The organism is Lacticaseibacillus jixiensis, from assembly GCF_042847315.1.
Lineage (GTDB): Bacteria > Bacillota > Bacilli > Lactobacillales > Lactobacillaceae > Lacticaseibacillus > Lacticaseibacillus jixiensis.
The window spans coordinates 84803-101188 of record NZ_BAAFPR010000006.1 but is presented as its reverse complement, the minus strand read 5'-3'; the positions used below and the strand labels follow the sequence as shown (position 1 = coordinate 101188).

Annotated in this window: 19 protein-coding genes and 1 pseudogene; 16 read left to right on the top strand and 4 right to left on the bottom strand. The window is 52.9% G+C overall.

What is annotated here, in order from left to right; all coding sequences use genetic code 11:
* Positions 1–230: 230 nt before the first annotated feature.
* The 7 genes and pseudogenes from ACGG90_RS05555 (at position 231) to ACGG90_RS05525 (ending at position 6544) form a co-directional block, all read left to right on the top strand.
* Positions 231–638 (top strand): NfeD family protein, encoded by a 408-nt coding sequence (locus tag ACGG90_RS05555; protein WP_390406859.1) that lies wholly within the window; start codon positions 231–233, stop codon positions 636–638.
* A 5-nt stretch (positions 639–643) separates the two neighbouring features.
* Positions 644–2113, top strand: a pseudogene (locus ACGG90_RS05550) (flotillin family protein); the annotation flags it as partial.
* Between the two features lie 29 nt (positions 2114–2142).
* Entirely contained in the window at positions 2143–2562 is a 420-nt protein-coding gene (locus ACGG90_RS05545) for a hypothetical protein (protein ID WP_390406857.1), read from the top strand.
* A 210-nt stretch (positions 2563–2772) separates the two neighbouring features.
* The gene (gene infC / locus ACGG90_RS05540) at positions 2773–3300 is read left to right on the top strand and encodes a translation initiation factor IF-3 (protein ID WP_390407040.1); all 528 of its coding nucleotides are present in this window, start codon (positions 2773–2775) and stop codon (positions 3298–3300) included.
* Between the two features lie 27 nt (positions 3301–3327).
* Complete coding sequence (gene rpmI / locus ACGG90_RS05535) at positions 3328–3528, top strand: 50S ribosomal protein L35 (protein WP_390406854.1); 201 nt, start codon at positions 3328–3330, stop codon at positions 3526–3528.
* Positions 3529–3604: 76 nt separating this feature from the next.
* Positions 3605–3961 (top strand): 50S ribosomal protein L20, encoded by a 357-nt coding sequence (rplT, locus tag ACGG90_RS05530; RefSeq protein ID WP_390406852.1) that lies wholly within the window; start codon positions 3605–3607, stop codon positions 3959–3961.
* Positions 3962–4837: 876 nt separating this feature from the next.
* Positions 4838–6544 (top strand): M3 family oligoendopeptidase, encoded by a 1707-nt coding sequence (locus tag ACGG90_RS05525; protein ID WP_390406849.1) that lies wholly within the window; start codon positions 4838–4840, stop codon positions 6542–6544.
* Positions 6545–6634: 90 nt separating this feature from the next.
* Here the strand turns inward: ACGG90_RS05525 and ACGG90_RS05520 are convergent, their stop codons facing one another.
* From ACGG90_RS05520 to ACGG90_RS05505, 4 genes are read right to left on the bottom strand one after another with little or no spacing between them, the layout of a single operon-like run.
* Positions 6635–7579, bottom strand: coding sequence for an NADP-dependent oxidoreductase (locus ACGG90_RS05520; RefSeq protein WP_390406846.1), 945 nt, complete (start codon positions 7577–7579; stop codon positions 6635–6637).
* 11 nt (positions 7580–7590) lie between these two features.
* A complete protein-coding gene (locus ACGG90_RS05515; RefSeq protein WP_390406844.1) occupies positions 7591–8178 on the bottom strand; it encodes an alpha/beta hydrolase in 588 nt (195 codons plus the stop codon).
* A 4-nt stretch (positions 8179–8182) separates the two neighbouring features.
* Positions 8183–9124, bottom strand: coding sequence for a VOC family protein (locus ACGG90_RS05510; protein ID WP_390406842.1), 942 nt, complete (start codon positions 9122–9124; stop codon positions 8183–8185).
* Positions 9099–9968 (bottom strand): VOC family protein, encoded by an 870-nt coding sequence (locus ACGG90_RS05505; RefSeq protein WP_390407037.1) that lies wholly within the window; start codon positions 9966–9968, stop codon positions 9099–9101. Before ACGG90_RS05505 ends, ACGG90_RS05510 begins: the two co-directional genes overlap by 26 nt.
* Before the next feature lie 237 nt (positions 9969–10205).
* Between ACGG90_RS05505 and ACGG90_RS05500 the strand changes: the two genes are divergently transcribed.
* The 9 genes from ACGG90_RS05500 to ACGG90_RS05460 all read left to right on the top strand — a co-directional run bounded on the left by ACGG90_RS05500 (position 10206) and on the right by ACGG90_RS05460 (position 16298).
* A complete protein-coding gene (locus ACGG90_RS05500; protein WP_390406839.1) occupies positions 10206–10730 on the top strand; it encodes a YqeG family HAD IIIA-type phosphatase in 525 nt (174 codons plus the stop codon).
* Positions 10723–11841 (top strand): ribosome biogenesis GTPase YqeH, encoded by a 1119-nt coding sequence (yqeH, locus tag ACGG90_RS05495; RefSeq protein WP_390406837.1) that lies wholly within the window; start codon positions 10723–10725, stop codon positions 11839–11841. Before ACGG90_RS05500 ends, yqeH begins: the two co-directional genes overlap by 8 nt.
* Positions 11842–11896: 55 nt before the next feature.
* Positions 11897–12208: a YhbY family RNA-binding protein gene (locus ACGG90_RS05490; RefSeq protein ID WP_390406834.1), complete on the top strand. Its 312-nt coding sequence runs from the start codon at positions 11897–11899 to the stop codon at positions 12206–12208.
* Between the two features lie 81 nt (positions 12209–12289).
* On the top strand, positions 12290–12877 hold the full coding sequence (locus ACGG90_RS05485) for a nicotinate-nucleotide adenylyltransferase (RefSeq protein ID WP_390407034.1): 588 nt from the start codon (positions 12290–12292) through the stop codon (positions 12875–12877).
* Positions 12867–13466: a bis(5'-nucleosyl)-tetraphosphatase (symmetrical) YqeK gene (yqeK, locus tag ACGG90_RS05480; RefSeq protein ID WP_390407032.1), complete on the top strand. Its 600-nt coding sequence runs from the start codon at positions 12867–12869 to the stop codon at positions 13464–13466. Before ACGG90_RS05485 ends, yqeK begins: the two co-directional genes overlap by 11 nt.
* Before the next feature lie 19 nt (positions 13467–13485).
* Positions 13486–13845 (top strand): ribosome silencing factor, encoded by a 360-nt coding sequence (rsfS, locus tag ACGG90_RS05475; protein WP_390406833.1) that lies wholly within the window; start codon positions 13486–13488, stop codon positions 13843–13845.
* Positions 13842–14582 carry a class I SAM-dependent DNA methyltransferase gene (locus tag ACGG90_RS05470; protein ID WP_390406832.1) on the top strand — a complete coding sequence of 247 codons (741 nt, stop codon included), beginning with the start codon at positions 13842–13844 and terminating at the stop codon, positions 14580–14582. Before rsfS ends, ACGG90_RS05470 begins: the two co-directional genes overlap by 4 nt.
* Before the next feature lies 1 nt (position 14583).
* Positions 14584–15723 (top strand): nucleotidyltransferase, encoded by a 1140-nt coding sequence (locus tag ACGG90_RS05465; protein ID WP_390406831.1) that lies wholly within the window; start codon positions 14584–14586, stop codon positions 15721–15723.
* 20 nt (positions 15724–15743) lie between these two features.
* Entirely contained in the window at positions 15744–16298 is a 555-nt protein-coding gene (locus ACGG90_RS05460) for a YceD family protein (protein ID WP_390406829.1), read from the top strand.
* The last annotated feature ends 88 nt before the right edge of the window (positions 16299–16386 follow it).

Here is a 16386-nt window from a genome sequence, read left to right as displayed (position 1 = left end):
TGCACTAATAACGCCAGCTGCTTTGCACCACGATTTGTACTTTAAATCGCGGTGCAGAGCAGTTTTTTTGTGACTTGGTGTTGCCAATTTTCTCAAGACGATATGATTGGTGGCCTGGTCATTTTTTTTTCGCAAGTGACAAAAGTGTTCGTTGCCAACCCGCGCTTGACAGCGCATACTGTGGGCACAAGTTGCCAATTGGCCGAGCAGCAACTTCAGGGGGTGACAATATGCTGGAATGGTACAGTCAACTGCAATGGCCGCTGCAAGTGGCAGTAGGCGGGTTGATTGTCGTGATCGCCGCCATTGCGTTGTGGCTGGTGCTAACGGCGGTGTTGTTGCCGGTGTTGGCAATGCTTAACAAATTGCTCACGCCGGTGGAGAATTCCACCTCGATGTCAGATCATGACTATCTGTTGGGCACCTTGACGCTTGGGGTTGCCCCAGGCCACACCGGTGAAGTGATGGTCCAAGGCGGCGGGCGGGCGCGGCAGACTTATCCGGCCAAGTTGTGGCAGCAAGATGCCAAAGCTTTGCCTCAAGGTACGCAGGTGGTGGTGGTTGCCGTGCGCGGCGGCATTGCTTATGTTGAACGTTTGCACGAAGCGGCAAACAAAGAAAGTGGAGGAGACAAGTGATGGATATGGATATGGTTGCCCCTTATATTCCCTGGCTCATTGCTATTGTTGTGATCATCTTGATTCTGATCTTCTTGGCGACGCACCGTAAAACGGCGCTGCCTAACGAAGTGTTGATCATTTCCGGGGCTTTGATTTCAGGCAAGCACAGTTTCAAAGACGTCAACGGCAACCGGGTGAAATTGATCACCAACGGCGGGTCGTTCATTCTGCCGATCCTGCAGCGCTGGGATGTGTTGAGCTTAAACACCCGCACCATTGAAGTGGCTACGCCGGAAGTTTACACGCAACAAGGTGTGCCGATTATCGTCAATGGTACAGTGATCTTGAAAATCGGCTCCAGCCAAGAAGAAGTCGCCACTGCCGCAGAGCAATTCTTAGGCAAGAACGACGCGCAAATCAATGCCGAAGCCACCGAGATCTTGGAAGGGCATTTGCGCGCGATCCTAGGCACCTTAACCGTTGAAGACACGTATCAAAACCGTGACGCTTTTGCCGAGAAAGTCCAAGATGTGGCCTCATCTGACTTGGCCAAAATGGGTCTGCAGATCATCAGTTTCACCATTAAAGACATTGCCGATCAAAACGGCTACCTGGATTCTTTAGGCAAGAAGCAAATCGCCGAGGTCAAAAAGAACGCGGCCATCGCCGAAGCTGCCGCCAGCCGCGATACGCGGATTCAACAAGCCCAAGCTGATCAAGAAGCCAAGCAGCAAGAAATCGAGCGCCAAACACAAGTCGCCGACGCCCAGCGCGAACAACAAGTCAAGCTTGCCGACTTCAAGAAGCAACAAGAAATCGCCCAAGCCCAAGCCGACCAAGCAGCGATCGTCGAACAAATGAAAGCCAAGCAAGTTCAGAAGGAAAAAGACATCGAACTGGCCCAAAAAGACGCCGAATTGCAAGAACAGCAATTAAACGCCTCAGTGCGCAAGCAAGCCGATGCCGATTTGTATAAGGCCCAACGTGCTGCCGAAGCGCAAAAAGCTGCGCAAATCGCCGCTGCCGAAGCCAATGCCAAGCAAGTGGAATTAGCCGCTGAAGCCAACGCCAACCAAGTCAAGCTGCAAGCCGACGCCGATGCGCAACGCACTGAACGCATTGGCCAAGCCGAAGCTTCAGCCACTGCTGCTACCGGTCGGGCCGAAGCCGAGAAAACCAAAGCAGTGGGCTTGGCGCAAGCCGAAGCCATTGCCAAACAAGCCGAAGCCGCTAAGCAATTGGATGAATCCGGCCGCTTTAAGATGGTGATCGAAGCGATGCCAAAGATCATCGAAGCCGCCATGAGCCCTTATGCGAATGTGGATTCGATCAAGCTGTATGGCAACGGGGACTTAACCAGCCAAACCAATGATTCCCTGGTTAAGCAGTTGGACATGTTGGATGAAGTTGCCGGCATCAATATTCGTGGCATGCTCAACAGTGCCTTGGCCCAACAAGCGGGCAACGCCAAGGTCGTTGATGCCATCAAAGATGTCGACAATAGCGACAAGCAGGCCTGATCATGGGCGCGCTAATTGTCATCATTGTGGTGGTGATGATCGTCGCCACCAAGCTGACCCGCGTCAACGCCGACAACGCCCCTAAGAAGCGCTACCAGCAGTGGCAAGCGCAGCTCAAAGCCGGCCAAATGCCCACGGCAACCGCCCAGCCAAAAGCTGCAGCCCCTAAGCCTGCCGCGGCACGCAACAAGCGTCAACAAAGCGTTTCACAAAAACATCACCCGCAACAAGCACCCAGTTCAGCCAAGCCTGTTGCAGCACCAGCAGCTGCGGTGGTGCACCACAACCGTACCTTGGCCCAAGGGCGCCATGTTGCGGGACACGAATCAAAGCTCCAGCGTGATGCACGCTTGCATCGCAAGCCGCTGGTGCCGCCGAAGAATCAACTCAAGCCGCCGCACAAGCCGCTGCGCAAGCCATAGCCGGCTTTTTCAGAAAAAGAATAGTTGACGCGTCGGCCATAGTCTGGTAGAGTATTAAACGTTGAGAAAACAAGCAGAAGCGCCCGCTTCTCGCCCACGTCATTGCGACCGCTAGGCAAATGTACGGTAACCATGACGGCGGGAGTTTCTATGCGAAGAAGCTCGTGTCGTCTTTTTGCTTGGTTTTTTTGCGAATAATCTTGGAGGTGAATTGCCATAGCACGAGATATGATGGTCAACAATGGGATTCGTTCACGTGAAGTTCGTTTGATCGATCAAAACGGCGAACAACTTGGCGTGAAGGCGACCCGTGATGCCCTTGCGTTAGCAGAAGCTGCTAACTTGGATCTGGTCCTTGTGTCGCCGAATGCCAAGCCGCCTGTTGCGCGGATCATGGATTTCGGTAAATATCGTTTCGAGTTGCAAAAGAAACAACGCGAAGCGCGCAAGAAACAAAAAACCATCAGCATCAAAGAAATCCGCCTGAGCCCAACCATTGGCGAAGCGGACTTCAACACCCGTTTGAAGAATGCGACTAAGTTCCTTGAAAAAGGCGACAAAGTCAAGGTCTCCGTTCGTTTCCGCGGACGGGCGATCACCCATAAGGACTTGGGGCAAAAGGTCCTTGAACAAATGGCGGAGGCCACTAAGGAACTCGCTGTTGTTGAATCTCGTCCGAAGATGGACGGGCGGAGCATGTTCTTAATGCTTTCGCCAAAACCTGACAACAAAAAGTAGTCAGAAGTTATTTAGGAGGAAATCGTCATGCCAAAATTCAAGACTCACCGCGCTTCTGCCAAGCGTTTCAAGCGCACTGCTAGCGGCGCTTTAAAGCGCGGCCACGCTTATACTTCTCACCGTTTCCACGGTAAGACTAAGAAGCAACGTCGTCAACTGCGCAAGTCCGGTGTGGTATCCCACTCAGATATGAAGCGGATCCGCCAGATGCTCAGCCAAATGAAGTAATCCTAGGCCTCGCCTAGATTGGATAGAGCACGGTGTCGCGCTCAATGTTTTTCGTGAAATTTGAGGAGGAATTCTAATGCCACGTGTTAAAGGTGGAACTGTTACTCGTAAGCGTCGTAAGAAGGTACTGAAGCTCGCTAAGGGCTATCGTGGTGCCAAGCACTTACTGTTCAAGTCAGCAAACTCTCAAGTGATGGTTTCCTATCGCTATGCTTTCCGCGATCGTCGCGCTAAGAAGCGTAACTTCCGTCGCCTTTGGATCGCCCGCATCAACGCCGCTGCGCGTTTGAACGGTCTTTCCTACAGCAAGCTGATGCACGGTTTGAAGTTGGCTAACGTCGACATGAACCGTAAGATGCTGGCTGACATCGCCATTGCAGATCCTGCCGGCTTCACTGCCTTGGCAGATACTGCTAAGAAGGCTTTGGCCTAAATCATTGAAAAGCCGCCTCGTTGAGGGGCTTTTTTTGTACCCAGAGCGCAGTGGCGCGCTTGAGCGGGTCGGGTAGCCTAGCAATTGCGCTTGGGACCGCACTTTGTCCCGAGTGCAATTGCGTAGCTAGCCGCACCCGCGATGCGCCACGGAGCTCGACGAAGTACCCAGAGCGCAGTGGCGCGCACTTAGCGGTGGATATAAGGCGGGATGGCAGTTGGGCGTTCTTTGCCCAATTGACGTCACGACTTATATCACGCCGCGTTGCGCCACGGAGCTCGACGAAGACCACAGTCGTATCCCGCGGGGACATGGGTCTAGCCCGGACAGGTGCTGCTTCGGTGCGTGGGGGCCGCGAGACGGCGCAGGCGGTGCGGCCGGCTGCAACCGCGCTGAGGGGCGCGCGTTTTCCGCCTAAGAATTGAACCAGGCGCTCGCTGCGCTCACCTGCCTGTTTCAATTCTTGCCGCGATCAGCAACGCAAGCCAAGCAGAGAACGCTTGTCTTGCGCTGCTGATCGTTTCACGGCCTGACCGTCTCGCGGCCCCCACGCACCTGCGCAACACCTGTCCTACAATGTGTGAATCAGCATCATCTTTTGTCTGGCACATGAAATTGTAAGTTGGTGATATCGGTTTGATTGGAAGCAAATTAAGGTGAGTTGTGACCGGTGAATGCTTGAGTTAAAGCAATCGTATGCAGTAATCATACTGAAGCAGAGAAAGTGTATCGGCAGCATTAAGATGTGGATGAGTTGGTCAGCCTCAAGGGCGATCGTGGTTAACGTGAAAGACCGCGTATCTGCCGCTGCAATGTTTTGTCCGCCTCGCCGAAACAAGCGCAATGTGGGATAATGCTTGCAAGAGGTGGTTAATCATGGATTTTACCAAAGTTCCTTACCAGCGGCCTGAATTAGTTGCTTATCAAGCGCAGATGAAACGCGCCACTGAGGCGATCAATAGTGCGCCGAGTGCGCAAGCCGCGGTGGCGGTTGCCAAACAAACGGTGCAACAAGTTAATACCGTCATGACTGCGGCGATGTTGGCGACGATCCGCCACAGCATTGATACCAAAGATACCTTCTATGCCCAAGAAGACGATTTCTGGAATGAATACGGCCCGCAATTTGATAACGCCGAGGTGCCGTACCTCAAAGCGTTGACTGCCAGTCCTTATCAAGCGGCGCTGACTGAAGTGTATCCGCACACTTTCATGTTGAAAGCTAGGAATCAATTGCGCGTGCAAACGCCGGCGGTATTGGCGTTGCAGCAACAAGACAATCAGTTGATCAGCGAATATGACAACTTGATTGCCCAAGCGCAGATTCCATATGCTGGCGGCACCTACACCTTGGCCCAGCTTGGCGCACCGATGGCCGATAAGGATCGCGCAGTACGCAAAGCAGCCAGCGAAGCATATTGGGGCTTTTTTGCCCAACACAGTGACCAAATCGATGCGATTTACGACAAGATGGTGGCGGTGCGCACTGAAATGGCGCATGTGTTAGGCTTCAAAGACTATGCTGAAATGAGTTATGTGTTCATGGACCGCTTCGATTATGACGAGGCCATGGTGGCCGATTATCGCCAAGCGGTGTTGACGCATGTGGTGCCGCGGGTGCTGACGCAACGACGCAAGCAGGCCAAGCGGTTGGGCTTGGATCATTTGGCGTATTATGACTTGGCGGTGCAGTTTAAATCTGGCAATGCGCAGCCGATCGGCACGCCTGATGAATTAGTGGCCAAAGCCAATCAGATGTATCATGAAATGTCGGCTGAATCCGGCGAGTTCTTTCAACATATGATCTCGGATAAATTGTTGGATCTGGTGGCCAAGCCAGGTAAAGAAGGCGGCGGGTATGCTGAATATCTGCCAGGGATCCAGCGGCCGTTTATTTTTGCCAACTTTAATGGGACAGCAGGGGATGTGGATGTGTTGACTCATGAAGCCGGCCACGCATTCCAAACCTATTTGGCGCGGTGGATCCAGCCAGGCGATACGGTATTTCCTACCAATGAAGCAGCGGAAATTTTCTCCATGAGCATGGAATTTATCGCTTATCCTTGGATGCAGGCGTTCTTTGGCGAGGCAACAGATAAATATCGCTATGCGCATTTGCAATCCGCGTTGATCTTCTTACCTTATGGGATCTTGGTCGATCACTTCCAACACGATGTTTATACCCATCCTGACTGGACGCCGCAACAGCGCAAGGCGCACTGGCGCTTGTTGGAACAGCGTTATTGTCCAGATCGCGATTACAGCGACAATGATGCGCTTAACAGCGGCATTTATTGGTATCGCCAAGCGCATTTGTTTGATGTGCCATTCTATTATCTGGATTACACAATTGCGCAAGTTGTTGCCTTTGAGTTCTGGCAGCGGACAGCCGTGGCGCATGATGACAACGCCTGGGCAGATTATGTGGCCATGGCCAAAGCCGGCGGCAGCCAAACGCTGCTGGAATTATTGAAAACCGGCCACTTGCGTTCACCGTTTGATGAAGGGGTGTTGGCTGACACGATTTCGGCAGTGGCTGACGCATTGAACGCTGTTGATGATTCGGCATTAGATCACAATTAACCTTGGTTGGGTTAAGCAATTGTTCGCCCAATCACGCCAAAACGGCTCTCTGCCATGCTTAAGTATGGCAGAGAGCTGTTTGTTGTGTCGTTATAACTGATCGAAATTTGCGCGGGCAGCGTCTTGCACCGCTTGGGCTTGCATGACCACCAGTTTGCCGGCAACGTGCCCGGCATCGAGCAGCTGATGGCCTTGTTGGACGCCAGCAGCCGACCAAGGCAGCGTTGAGGCAATGCGCACCGTCAACCCGCAGGTACGCGCCACGGTGGCTAAGGTATTAAACGCTGCTTGCACCGGCGCGAATTGGCCCAGCGTTTGGGTGGTGTAAGTTCCAGTGGCTGCCGGCAAGGGATTCAAGCTTAACACCAAGCCGCCGTTTGCAACCAAGTTCATCGCTACATCACTTAACGCGCCGCCGGTAGTGCAATCGACCACTAATGCGGTTTTCGGCAATAAGGTGGGATCAAAGGCAATTTGCGGTACGGCCAAGCTTTCTAAGAAGGTGCGATGCTGCGGCCGCGCCACGGCGCACACCCGATAGCCGCGCGCCATGGCCAGTTGAGTCAAGATGCTGCCGACGCCGCCAGCTGCGCCTAAGATCGTGAGGTCGCGCTTGTCTTGCTGGGCAAGCATGGTCATCAGCGTATACGCGGCGATGCCGATTTGAGGGATTGCGGTGGCATCCAACATGCTTAAGGCGGTGGGCTTGAGCAATAGCTTGGTGGCACTGGCAGTGACATATTCGCTGTAGCCGCCTAATGGCCGATAGTTCATCACCACATCACCAATGGCAAAATCGCTGACGCCTGCACCTAGCGCCACGACTTGGCCTAAGACATCTGTGCCTGGTACTACAGGAAACTTCACCTGGCGGCTGGCGGCATAAGCACCGGCGCGCAAGCGGGCATCATACGGATTCAGCCCAAAGCCTAAGACCTTCAGCAGTACTTGGCCTGATTTGGGTTGCGGCATCGGCGCTTGGATCTCATGAAAAACGGTGGAATCGCCATAATGATCAAAACCGAATCGTTGCATATTTTCTCCTTCTATGTCAGCCACTGCGCCGCAGCTTCCAGCTCCAACGGTGTCAAGGCGTGGCCGCGTTGATGGGTGAAGACGGTGGTTGTCGCGCCTGAACCTTGAAACATCGCTACTAAGCTGTGAAAGTTGGCTTCTGACACTAATGCATCGCGGGTGCCATAAGAAAACCACCCGGCAAAATCATCCAAGCGCGCCGCCAGTTCTTCACCGCCTAGCCGCATCGCGTGCAAGAACACCCCGCGCTGCCAAGGCACTGGTCCGCTTAACGTGGCGCGCGCCGCGATGTTGGCGCCGTTTGAATAGCCGACGACGGTTAGCTGGGCGGCGTCGCGGCGGTGGCTGATCAATTCATGATCAACCGTATTTAACAGCCACGCGGTTTGTTTAGCCAAGTCATTCAGATCAAACCCGCCGTCGGCATTGTGTTTAAAATATCGCCGCTGGCCGTTTTCAATGACGCGGCCGGGGATGCTTAATAACGCGGCCTCAGGCGCCAATTTGTGCCCGATGGGGATCAGGTCTTGCGCGCTGCCGCCGCTGCCATGCAGCAGCAATAAGGTTTGGGCGTTGTGGCCGTCAATATAAATCGTCATTGTTTCACCTCCCATGCCAACTCGTATCCATTGGCGGCAGCTTGGCAACCAGTTCAGCCGATCGTTTTGCCAAAGCCGGTGGCAGCACCAGCTGTTTGCCGGCTTGTTGATAGCTTTCGTCTTTGAAGAAGCCGGGTGTACTGGTGGCAAGTTCAAACAACAATTGCGGTCCAACTTTGAAATACACCGCATGAAAATAGTAACGATCCACGATCGGCGAATGTGCCAAACGTGCTTCATCAAGGCGCGTCAGCCATGCCGCCAAGCTGGCATCATCAGGTACCGCAAAGGCCACATGATGCAGCATGCCATAGCCGCTTTCAACCAAGATCGCCGTTGGTTGTGCTTGGACGAGCAGCTGGCTGTGCGCTTGTTGAAACAAGCTGACCTGATCGTCTTGCGCAACAGCTGTCATACCCAAGTCTTGTTGCAACACATAGGCCAAACGCGGTGCATTTAAGACGTTGATTGTCACCAAGCCGATGCCGCCAATAGCATAAGCCTCAGGCACATCGCTATCCAGCCAAGACTGTCCGCGCCGCTCATGGCTGACGATAAATTGATACTGCTGGCCGTCTGGCGTGCTGGCGTCAAAAGTCGGCATGTTGAAGCGGTAATAGACTGGACTGACAGTCAATTGGAACTTTTGCAGCCGCTTTTGCCAATAATGCAAAGCCGTGAGATCGGCAACTTGAAACGCGAAATTGGCCAGCATATTGCCGCCGCGTTGGGCTTTGGCGAAGTTAGGATCAACGATGGCCGAGACTTTCGTGCCGGAAGTGCCGATGTCATCGCTGAAATACAATTGATACTGGGTGGGTTGAGCTTGATTGACTGTGGTTTTGATTAAACGCAGCCCAAAAACTTGCGTCATCAAGTCGATGATTGCTTGGGCATCTTGCGTGAGTAACGTGACATGATCAATGTGGGGTAACGGCAGGTTCATCAAACAACACCCCCTGATTGGCCCAATATTGGACGAGTGCTTGGCGCTGATCTTCAAGAAACGGCGGCAGGCCTAAGCCCACGCCAATTTGATCCACGGTGCCGTCAAGCGCAAAGCCTGGCGTGGTGGTGGCAAACTCGATGCGATTGCCGTTGGGTTCTAACACATACAGACTTTGAAACCAGCCGCGATCGGCATACTTCTCAACCGTAAACCCGGCTTGTTGGGCAAGGGTTTGCAAGCCGTTAAGCGCCGCTTGGTCTGGCACCGTTAAGGCGATATGGTCGATGCTGCCGCGACCGAAGCGGTGTTTGCCAGCAGAGGCGGCTTCAAGCGTTAAGCGCTCGCCGTGATCCAGCAGGACTTGCGGCTCATATAACGGCTGGTGCAGCATCGTCGCAAAGAAATGCAATGCAGCGGCGCGATCTGGCACACTTAAGACACTGCCTAATAAGCCTTGGATCTGCGCGGCAGCCGGCACAAGGCTGGCGACTGCTGCAGCTTTTGGCAGGGTATTGGTAGGCACCAAGGTGATGGCGACGTCATTGGGGTCTTTGACATGCAAACTGCCTAAGCGATGTTGCCAATAGTCGGCGCTGGTTTTTGGAATCGCCAGGTGCAGCTCGTGCATGAAGGCGCCGTCGTCATAACGCGGCCCAAGGTTTGACACTTCAAAGAAAGTGATCACCGTGCCGGGCGTCCCTAAATCGTCACCAAAGAAAATATGGCGCATGTGGTGGTTCTCTTGGTTGACGGTATTTTGCACTAAGCGCAAGCCCAGCTGATCGCGGTAAAACGCGATGGTGGCAGGCACGTTGCCGGTGAGTAGTGACACATGATGCATTGAATTCAAATGATCGCCTCCATCCCAGCGGCTTGTCGTTCGATACCGCTTACAATTATCCTAGCGTATCTTTGCCCAAAAGGGAAATTTATTCCTGATCAATGACTAAACCCGCGCCGGCATTCAACCAGCCAAGGAAGTTGCTGATTGTTCAGTTGGTGAAGCGCGCTTAGCTGTTCAGCGGCATGGGACTTTGTTATAATGAATTAGATATGCTTACGAAATGGAGGCCCGCAAGTGGCAATATTCAAACCGACTTGGCTGGTGAAAGCTGTATACGGCTTGACCCCTGAGCGATTGCACGAACAAGGCATTAAGGCGATCTTGACAGATCTGGATAACACCTTGATTGCCTGGAATAATCCAGACGGTACCAAAGAATTGCACAGCTGGCTTAAGACAATGCAAGAAGCTGGTATTACCGTGATGGTCGTATCCAATAATAATCATGACCGGATCAGCCGGGCGCTTTCAAAATTGGCACTGCCTTTTGTTTCCCGCGCGCTTAAGCCGCTGCCAGTCGGCATCAATCGGGCGGTCAAACAGCTTGGTTTACCCAAAAGCGCCGTGGTGATGGTTGGCGATCAACTGTTGACTGATGTGATGGCTGGCAATGCCGCCGGGGTCAAAACGATCTTGGTGCAGCCTTTGGTGGCCACTGATGCTTGGAACACGCGCATCAATCGGTTCATGGAACGCTTTGTGTTCATGTTGTTAGGCGGCAAGAAACGATTGGTTTACAAGGAGGATCTACATGGCTGAAGATGAAGCGTTGCGTTGTATCGGGTGTGGGGCAGTTTTACAAACCGAAGCGCCGGATCACGCCGGGTATTTGCCGGCAAGCAGTTTAAAGAAACAACAAGCCAACCCAGAAGCTGACGTGTATTGCCAGCGGTGCTTCCGCTTGCGGCATTATAATGAGATCCAAGACGTCGAACTCACTGATGATGACTTCTTGAAGTTGTTGAATGCCTTGGGTCAAGACGACGCGTTGATCGTCAATGTTGTCGACATTTTTGATTTTAACGGCAGTGTGATCCCCGGTTTGCACCGCTTTGTTGGCGACAACCCCGTGATCTTAGTCGGTAATAAAGCCGATGTCTTACCCAAGTCGGTTAACCCGCGCAAGCTCACCAACTGGCTGACGCAAGCGGCGCATGCGCAAGGCTTGCGGCCGGAAGCGGTGTTGTTGACCAGTGCCAAGAAAGGGCACAATGTCGACGAATTATTGGCCTTAATCGAGAAATACCGCGCCGGGCGTGATGTGTATGTGGTTGGGGTGACTAACACCGGCAAGTCGACGCTGATCAATCGGATCATCAAGTCGTTAACCGGCGTGCAAGAATTGATCACCACTTCGCGCTTTCCTGGCACGACGCTTGATCGCATCGAGATCCCGCTGGATGACGGCAAGTCGTTGATCGACACGCCAGGGATCATCCACCGCGGCCAAATGGCGCATTACATCGATCAGCGCGATTTGAATTTGGTGGCACCGACCAAACCGATCCGCCCAGCAGTTTATCAACTTAACCCAGGGCAGACGATTTTCTTAGCCGGGCTGGCCCGCTTTGACTTCATCAAAGGCCAAAAGAATGGTTTCACGATTTATGTCGACAACCAATTGGTCTTGCACCGCACCAAGCTGGAAAACGCCGATGCCTTCTATGAAAAGCACAAAGGCGGCTTATTGAACCCACCGCGTCCAGAACAAACCGACTTCCCGCCATTGGCCAGGTTTGAATTTACGCCTAAAGAGAAGTCGGATCTGGTATTTGCCGGTTTAGGCTGGATCGTCGTTCCTGCTGGCCAAACCGTTGCCGGCTACGCCCCAGTTGGGGTGGATGTCCTGCTGCGCAAAGCACTAGTTTAACCAGAGCGGAGCCTTGCGCAGCTCGCCGATGCACGTTATATATTAAGGAGAATTCATGTTAACAGGTAAACAGAAACGTTATTTACGCAGCTTAGGCATGACCATGAAGCCATTGGTCACCTTAGGCAAGAACGGCGTGTCAGACAGTTTCATCAAAGGGGTCGCGGCAGCCATCGAAGCGCGCGAGCTGATCAAAGTCAGCTTGCTGCCAACTGCCGAAATCACCCCGAAAGCTTTAGGTGAAGCTTTGGCTGAAGCATTGCCAGGGCTTGAAGTGGCCCAAACCATTGGCCGGACAGTATTGGTTTACCGCCGCGCCTTTGATCCGGAGAATCGCAAGATCACGGCGGAATTAGCGAAGCAATAGGAGGCGTTGAGCTTGGAGCGACAAAGTCAAAAGACGACGTTGACCCAACCGGTGATTTCAGAAGAAGTGGCAGTGGAGATCATGGGGGGGCACCGCAAGCAAGTCGGCTTATTCGGCGGGACGTTCAATCCAGTCCACAATGGCCACTTGATCATGGCCGAATCCGTGCGCACGCAACTCGCCTTGGAAACGGTGTTGTTTATGCCGGATAATTTGCCGCCGCATGTTGATCATAAAGCGGCGATTTCTGGTAAGGACCGCTTGGCGATGTTGGAAATGGCGATCCATGATAACCCGCATTTTGGCTTGGAGCTTTGCGAATTGCAGCGCGGCGGCGTGTCATATAGTTATGACACGATCGTCGGGTTGAAGAAATTGCACCCGGATGTGGATTATTATTTCATCATCGGCGCGGATATGGTCAATTATCTGCCGAAATGGTATCGCATCGCCGACTTGGTGAAATTAGTGACTTTTGTCGGGGTCAAGCGTCCTGGCGTCACACCGCAAAGCCCTTATCCGGTGTTGTGGGTCGATGCGCCGTTGATCGACATTTCGTCGACTCAAATCAGACAACGTGTTGCCATGGGCCAAAGCATTCGGTATTTAGTACCGGAGCCGGTTCGTGACTACATCCAGAAAGAAGGCTTGTACCGTGATGACAATTGAGTATCCCAGCACCTTGACCAACGGGCGCACGCGCCAAGAGATCTTGGCGTTGTTGCATAACCGCTTGAACCAAGAACGCTTTGAGCATTGTTTGCGCGTGGAAGAAACGGCGCGTGAATTGGCTGAGCGCTTCGGTGAAGACGTCGATCGCGCTGGGTTGGCTGGGTTGTTGCATGACTATGCCAAGCAAGTGCCTATCGCCGATTACATTGATGTGATCAAGCGCAACGGCTTTGACTTGAAGCTGCTAAAATATAACCGCGGCGTGTGGCATGGCATGGTCGGCACCTGGTTTATTAAACAAGAAGTCGGCGTCACCGACCATTTGGTGATTCAAGCCATTGAGCGCCACACCACCGGCGATCCGCAAATGACCACGCTGGATCAGATCATTTTTGTCGCCGATTTCATTGAACCGGCGCGCGACTTGCCGATCGAAGCCAAAGCCCGTGAAGCGGCTAAAACCAGCATGCGCGAAGCAACTTTGATCGAACTGGAGAACACCTTAACGTATCTGATTGGCAAGCGCCAAGTGGTGTATCCGAAGACTTTATTAACTTATAACGCATTTATCCAACCCAAGGAATAAAAGGAGCTCATCAGCTTATATGGAAGCAAAACAATTACTTGAAACCATCGTTAAAGCCGGCGACGACAAGCGCGCCGAAGACATTGTGGCCTTAGACATGCATGAAGTGTCTTTGTTGGCAGATTATTTTGTCATCATGAACGGGAATTCTGAGCGCCAAGTCGACGCCATTGTCGATGCCATCGAAGACGCCGTGTTGGCCGCTGGCGGCAAGCAGCCGCGCATCGAAGGCAAGAAAGGCTCACGCTGGATGTTAATGGACTTCACTGATGTTGTGGTGCATGTCTTCGTGCCAGAAGAACGCGCCTTTTATAATTTAGAGAAGCTGTGGTCTGATGCGCCGTTAGTCGACGTGGATCAATGGGTCAGTGAAGCATGATCTATAGCACTTTTGCCCAAGTCTATGACACCTTAATGGACGATTCGCTGTATGGCCGCTGGGCGGATTATGTGATGAAGCGCGTCACCCCGCACCACCAGAAACTCTTGGAATTAGCTGGCGGCTCCGGGTCATTAGCGGTGTTATTACAAAAAGCCGGCTATGATGTGGCGTTGTTTGATTTGTCCAGCGAAATGCTGGCATTAGCCGAACAAAAGCTGGTTGATGCGGACTTGCAAATGCCGTTGATGCAAGGCGACATGCGCGATCTTGAGGGCTTGGCGCCAGTTGATGTGGTGACTTGCTTTGATGATTCGCTGTGTTACATGCAAGATTTGGCGCAAGTCAAGGTAGTGTTCCAACAGGTGTATAATCTTTTGACACCTGGTGGGAACTTCATGTTTGATGCACATTCGCTGCATCAAATGGACGACTTGTTTCCAGGATATATGTACAATTATCAAACGGAAGACTATGCGTTCATGTGGCAAAGCTACGCCGGGGATGTGCCGCATTCAGTGGAGCATGACTTGACGTTCTTTGTTTATGATGAAGCCATTGATGCCTATCATCCGCTGATTGAAACGCATCACGAGCGGACTTACGCGCAAGCCGATTTCGTGGCGGCGCTTGAACAAGTGGGCTTTGTGGATGTTGAAGTAACGGCAGACTTTGGTGAAGCCGCAGTGACGCCTGATGCGGTGCGGTGGTTCTTCTCCGCTAAGAAGCCGGTTTGATATGCAAGCAGTGGGAATGATCGCGGAGTTCAATCCGCTGCATAACGGGCATGTCTACGCGCTGCAGCAAGCGCGTCAGCAAAGCGGCGCTGACGTGGTGGTGGTGGCAATGGCCGGCAACTTCACCCAACGCGGGGATGTGGCTATTGTTGACAAATGGCACCGGGCACAAGCGGCCTTGGCTTGCGGCGCTGATTTGGTGATCGAGTTGCCAGTGACCGATGCTGTGCAAGCAGCACCAAATTTTGCTCAAGGCGGCGTGGCGCTGCTGGCGGCATTAGGGGTGGCGACTTTGGCGTTTGGTACTGAAGCGCCAAGTCTGGATTATGCCAAACTGGCCGCACAAATGGCCGCGGCACCGCCTGAAGCGGCGCATTTTCACGCTGACTTCACGCAAACTTATGCCACGCAGCTCAACGCTTATTATCAAGCGCAATTTGGCGTGGATCTCAGCTCACCAAACATGTTGCTTGGGTTAAGCTACGCCCAAGCCAACGCCGCCATTGGCACGCCGCTGCACTTGCTGCCTTTGCAGCGCATTGGGGCAGCTCATGACGCGGCGCAAAGTGTTGCAAACTTTGCCAGTGCCAGTGCGCTTAGGCACAAGCTGGCTGTCCAAGAAACAGTGGCGGCTTTTGTGCCGCAAGCGACGATGCAGGCGCTTGCGGCGCGGCATTTAAGCTGGGCTGAGCTGTATCCGTTGTTGCGCTATCGGCTGCATACTGCGGAGTTAAGTGAACTGCAGCAAATCGATGCGATGAGCGAAGGCTTAGAGTATCGCTTGACCCAACAGAATGCGGCAGCAAGGGATTTTACCAGTTTCTTACACGCGGTGAAATCCAAGCGCTACACCTATGCGCGTTTGCGCCGCTTGGCTTTGGCCACAGTGTTGAATCTGACTCAAGCCCGGGTTGAATTCGCCCATGCCCATCGGTATTTGCAGGTGCTGGGCTTTACGCCAGTTGGACGCCAGTATTTGCACGCGGTGAAGAAGCAAGTGGCTTTGCCGTTGATCACGCGGGTGTCACAAGCAATGATCCAACCCGGCGGTTTATTAGAGACCCAAGCGCGCGCCGATCGGCTGATCGCTGATTTGGTGGGCCAAGAACAAAATTATGGACGCGTACCGTTGCAAGGTTAAGCGCGTCAAATGGAGGAAGCATGCTTAAATTTACTGTTGCTGAATTAGCGAAATACAAGCACACCCCGATGCATGTGCAAGAAACCTTGGATGCCAAGGCCGACTTAATGACGCGCGACCCTGAGATCTTAGACGCTACGCCGTTTAAAGTTGACGCTTATTTAAGCGCTGATGATGGAGATTTCTTGTTGTCTGCAACGGTGGTGGGCACTTTGACCTTGCCGTCAACGCGCAGCTTAACGCCGGTAGCCTTGCCGCTTGATTTTACTTTCAGCGAAGTTTATGTGCAAGACGACGCGGCGCGCGACAAGTATGATGAAGGCGAATTGGTCATTACGTTAGAAGATGATGAACTCGACTTAACGGCTGCCATTTATGATCATATCCTGTTGAGCATTCCCATGCAGATCTTGACCGACGAGGAACAAGTCGGTGGGGAAATGCCGGCAGGCGAGGATTGGCAAGTGGTTTCCGAAGCCGATTATGAGGCCAATAAGCAAGACGAGCACGTGGCTGATTCACCTTTTGCCAAGCTGCAAGGATTGTTTGACGAAGACTCAGACAAAAAAGACTGAGACAACTTTTAATCTTTGGCTCATTCTGCTACCATTAAGCGGTAACGATAACGCATCTGCAGCTGGCAGATGCTTCAGGAGGCATTAT

Bases quoted from the DNA above. Each gene is read 5' to 3' on its own strand.
- ACGG90_RS05470 (WP_390406832.1), top strand. From the start codon at position 13,842: ATGATCTATAGCACTTTTGCCCAAGTCTATGACACCTTAATGGACGAT.
- ACGG90_RS05515 (WP_390406844.1), bottom strand. From the start codon at position 8,178: ATGACGATTTATATTGACGGCCACAACGCCCAAACCTTATTGCTGCTG.
- ACGG90_RS05505 (WP_390407037.1), bottom strand. From the start codon at position 9,968: ATGCATCATGTGTCACTACTCACCGGCAACGTGCCTGCCACCATCGCG.
- rsfS (WP_390406833.1), top strand. From the start codon at position 13,486: ATGGAAGCAAAACAATTACTTGAAACCATCGTTAAAGCCGGCGACGAC.
- ACGG90_RS05490 (WP_390406834.1), top strand. From the start codon at position 11,897: ATGTTAACAGGTAAACAGAAACGTTATTTACGCAGCTTAGGCATGACC.
- ACGG90_RS05555 (WP_390406859.1), top strand. From the start codon at position 231: ATGCTGGAATGGTACAGTCAACTGCAATGGCCGCTGCAAGTGGCAGTA.
- yqeK (WP_390407032.1), top strand. From the start codon at position 12,867: ATGACAATTGAGTATCCCAGCACCTTGACCAACGGGCGCACGCGCCAA.
- ACGG90_RS05465 (WP_390406831.1), top strand. From the start codon at position 14,584: ATGCAAGCAGTGGGAATGATCGCGGAGTTCAATCCGCTGCATAACGGG.
- ACGG90_RS05485 (WP_390407034.1), top strand. From the start codon at position 12,290: ATGGGGGGGCACCGCAAGCAAGTCGGCTTATTCGGCGGGACGTTCAAT.
- rpmI (WP_390406854.1), top strand. From the start codon at position 3,328: ATGCCAAAATTCAAGACTCACCGCGCTTCTGCCAAGCGTTTCAAGCGC.
- ACGG90_RS05520 (WP_390406846.1), bottom strand. From the start codon at position 7,579: ATGCAACGATTCGGTTTTGATCATTATGGCGATTCCACCGTTTTTCAT.
- ACGG90_RS05460 (WP_390406829.1), top strand. From the start codon at position 15,744: ATGCTTAAATTTACTGTTGCTGAATTAGCGAAATACAAGCACACCCCG.
- ACGG90_RS05510 (WP_390406842.1), bottom strand. From the start codon at position 9,124: ATGAACCTGCCGTTACCCCACATTGATCATGTCACGTTACTCACGCAA.
- ACGG90_RS05545 (WP_390406857.1), top strand. From the start codon at position 2,143: ATGGGCGCGCTAATTGTCATCATTGTGGTGGTGATGATCGTCGCCACC.
- yqeH (WP_390406837.1), top strand. From the start codon at position 10,723: ATGGCTGAAGATGAAGCGTTGCGTTGTATCGGGTGTGGGGCAGTTTTA.
- ACGG90_RS05525 (WP_390406849.1), top strand. From the start codon at position 4,838: ATGGATTTTACCAAAGTTCCTTACCAGCGGCCTGAATTAGTTGCTTAT.
- rplT (WP_390406852.1), top strand. From the start codon at position 3,605: ATGCCACGTGTTAAAGGTGGAACTGTTACTCGTAAGCGTCGTAAGAAG.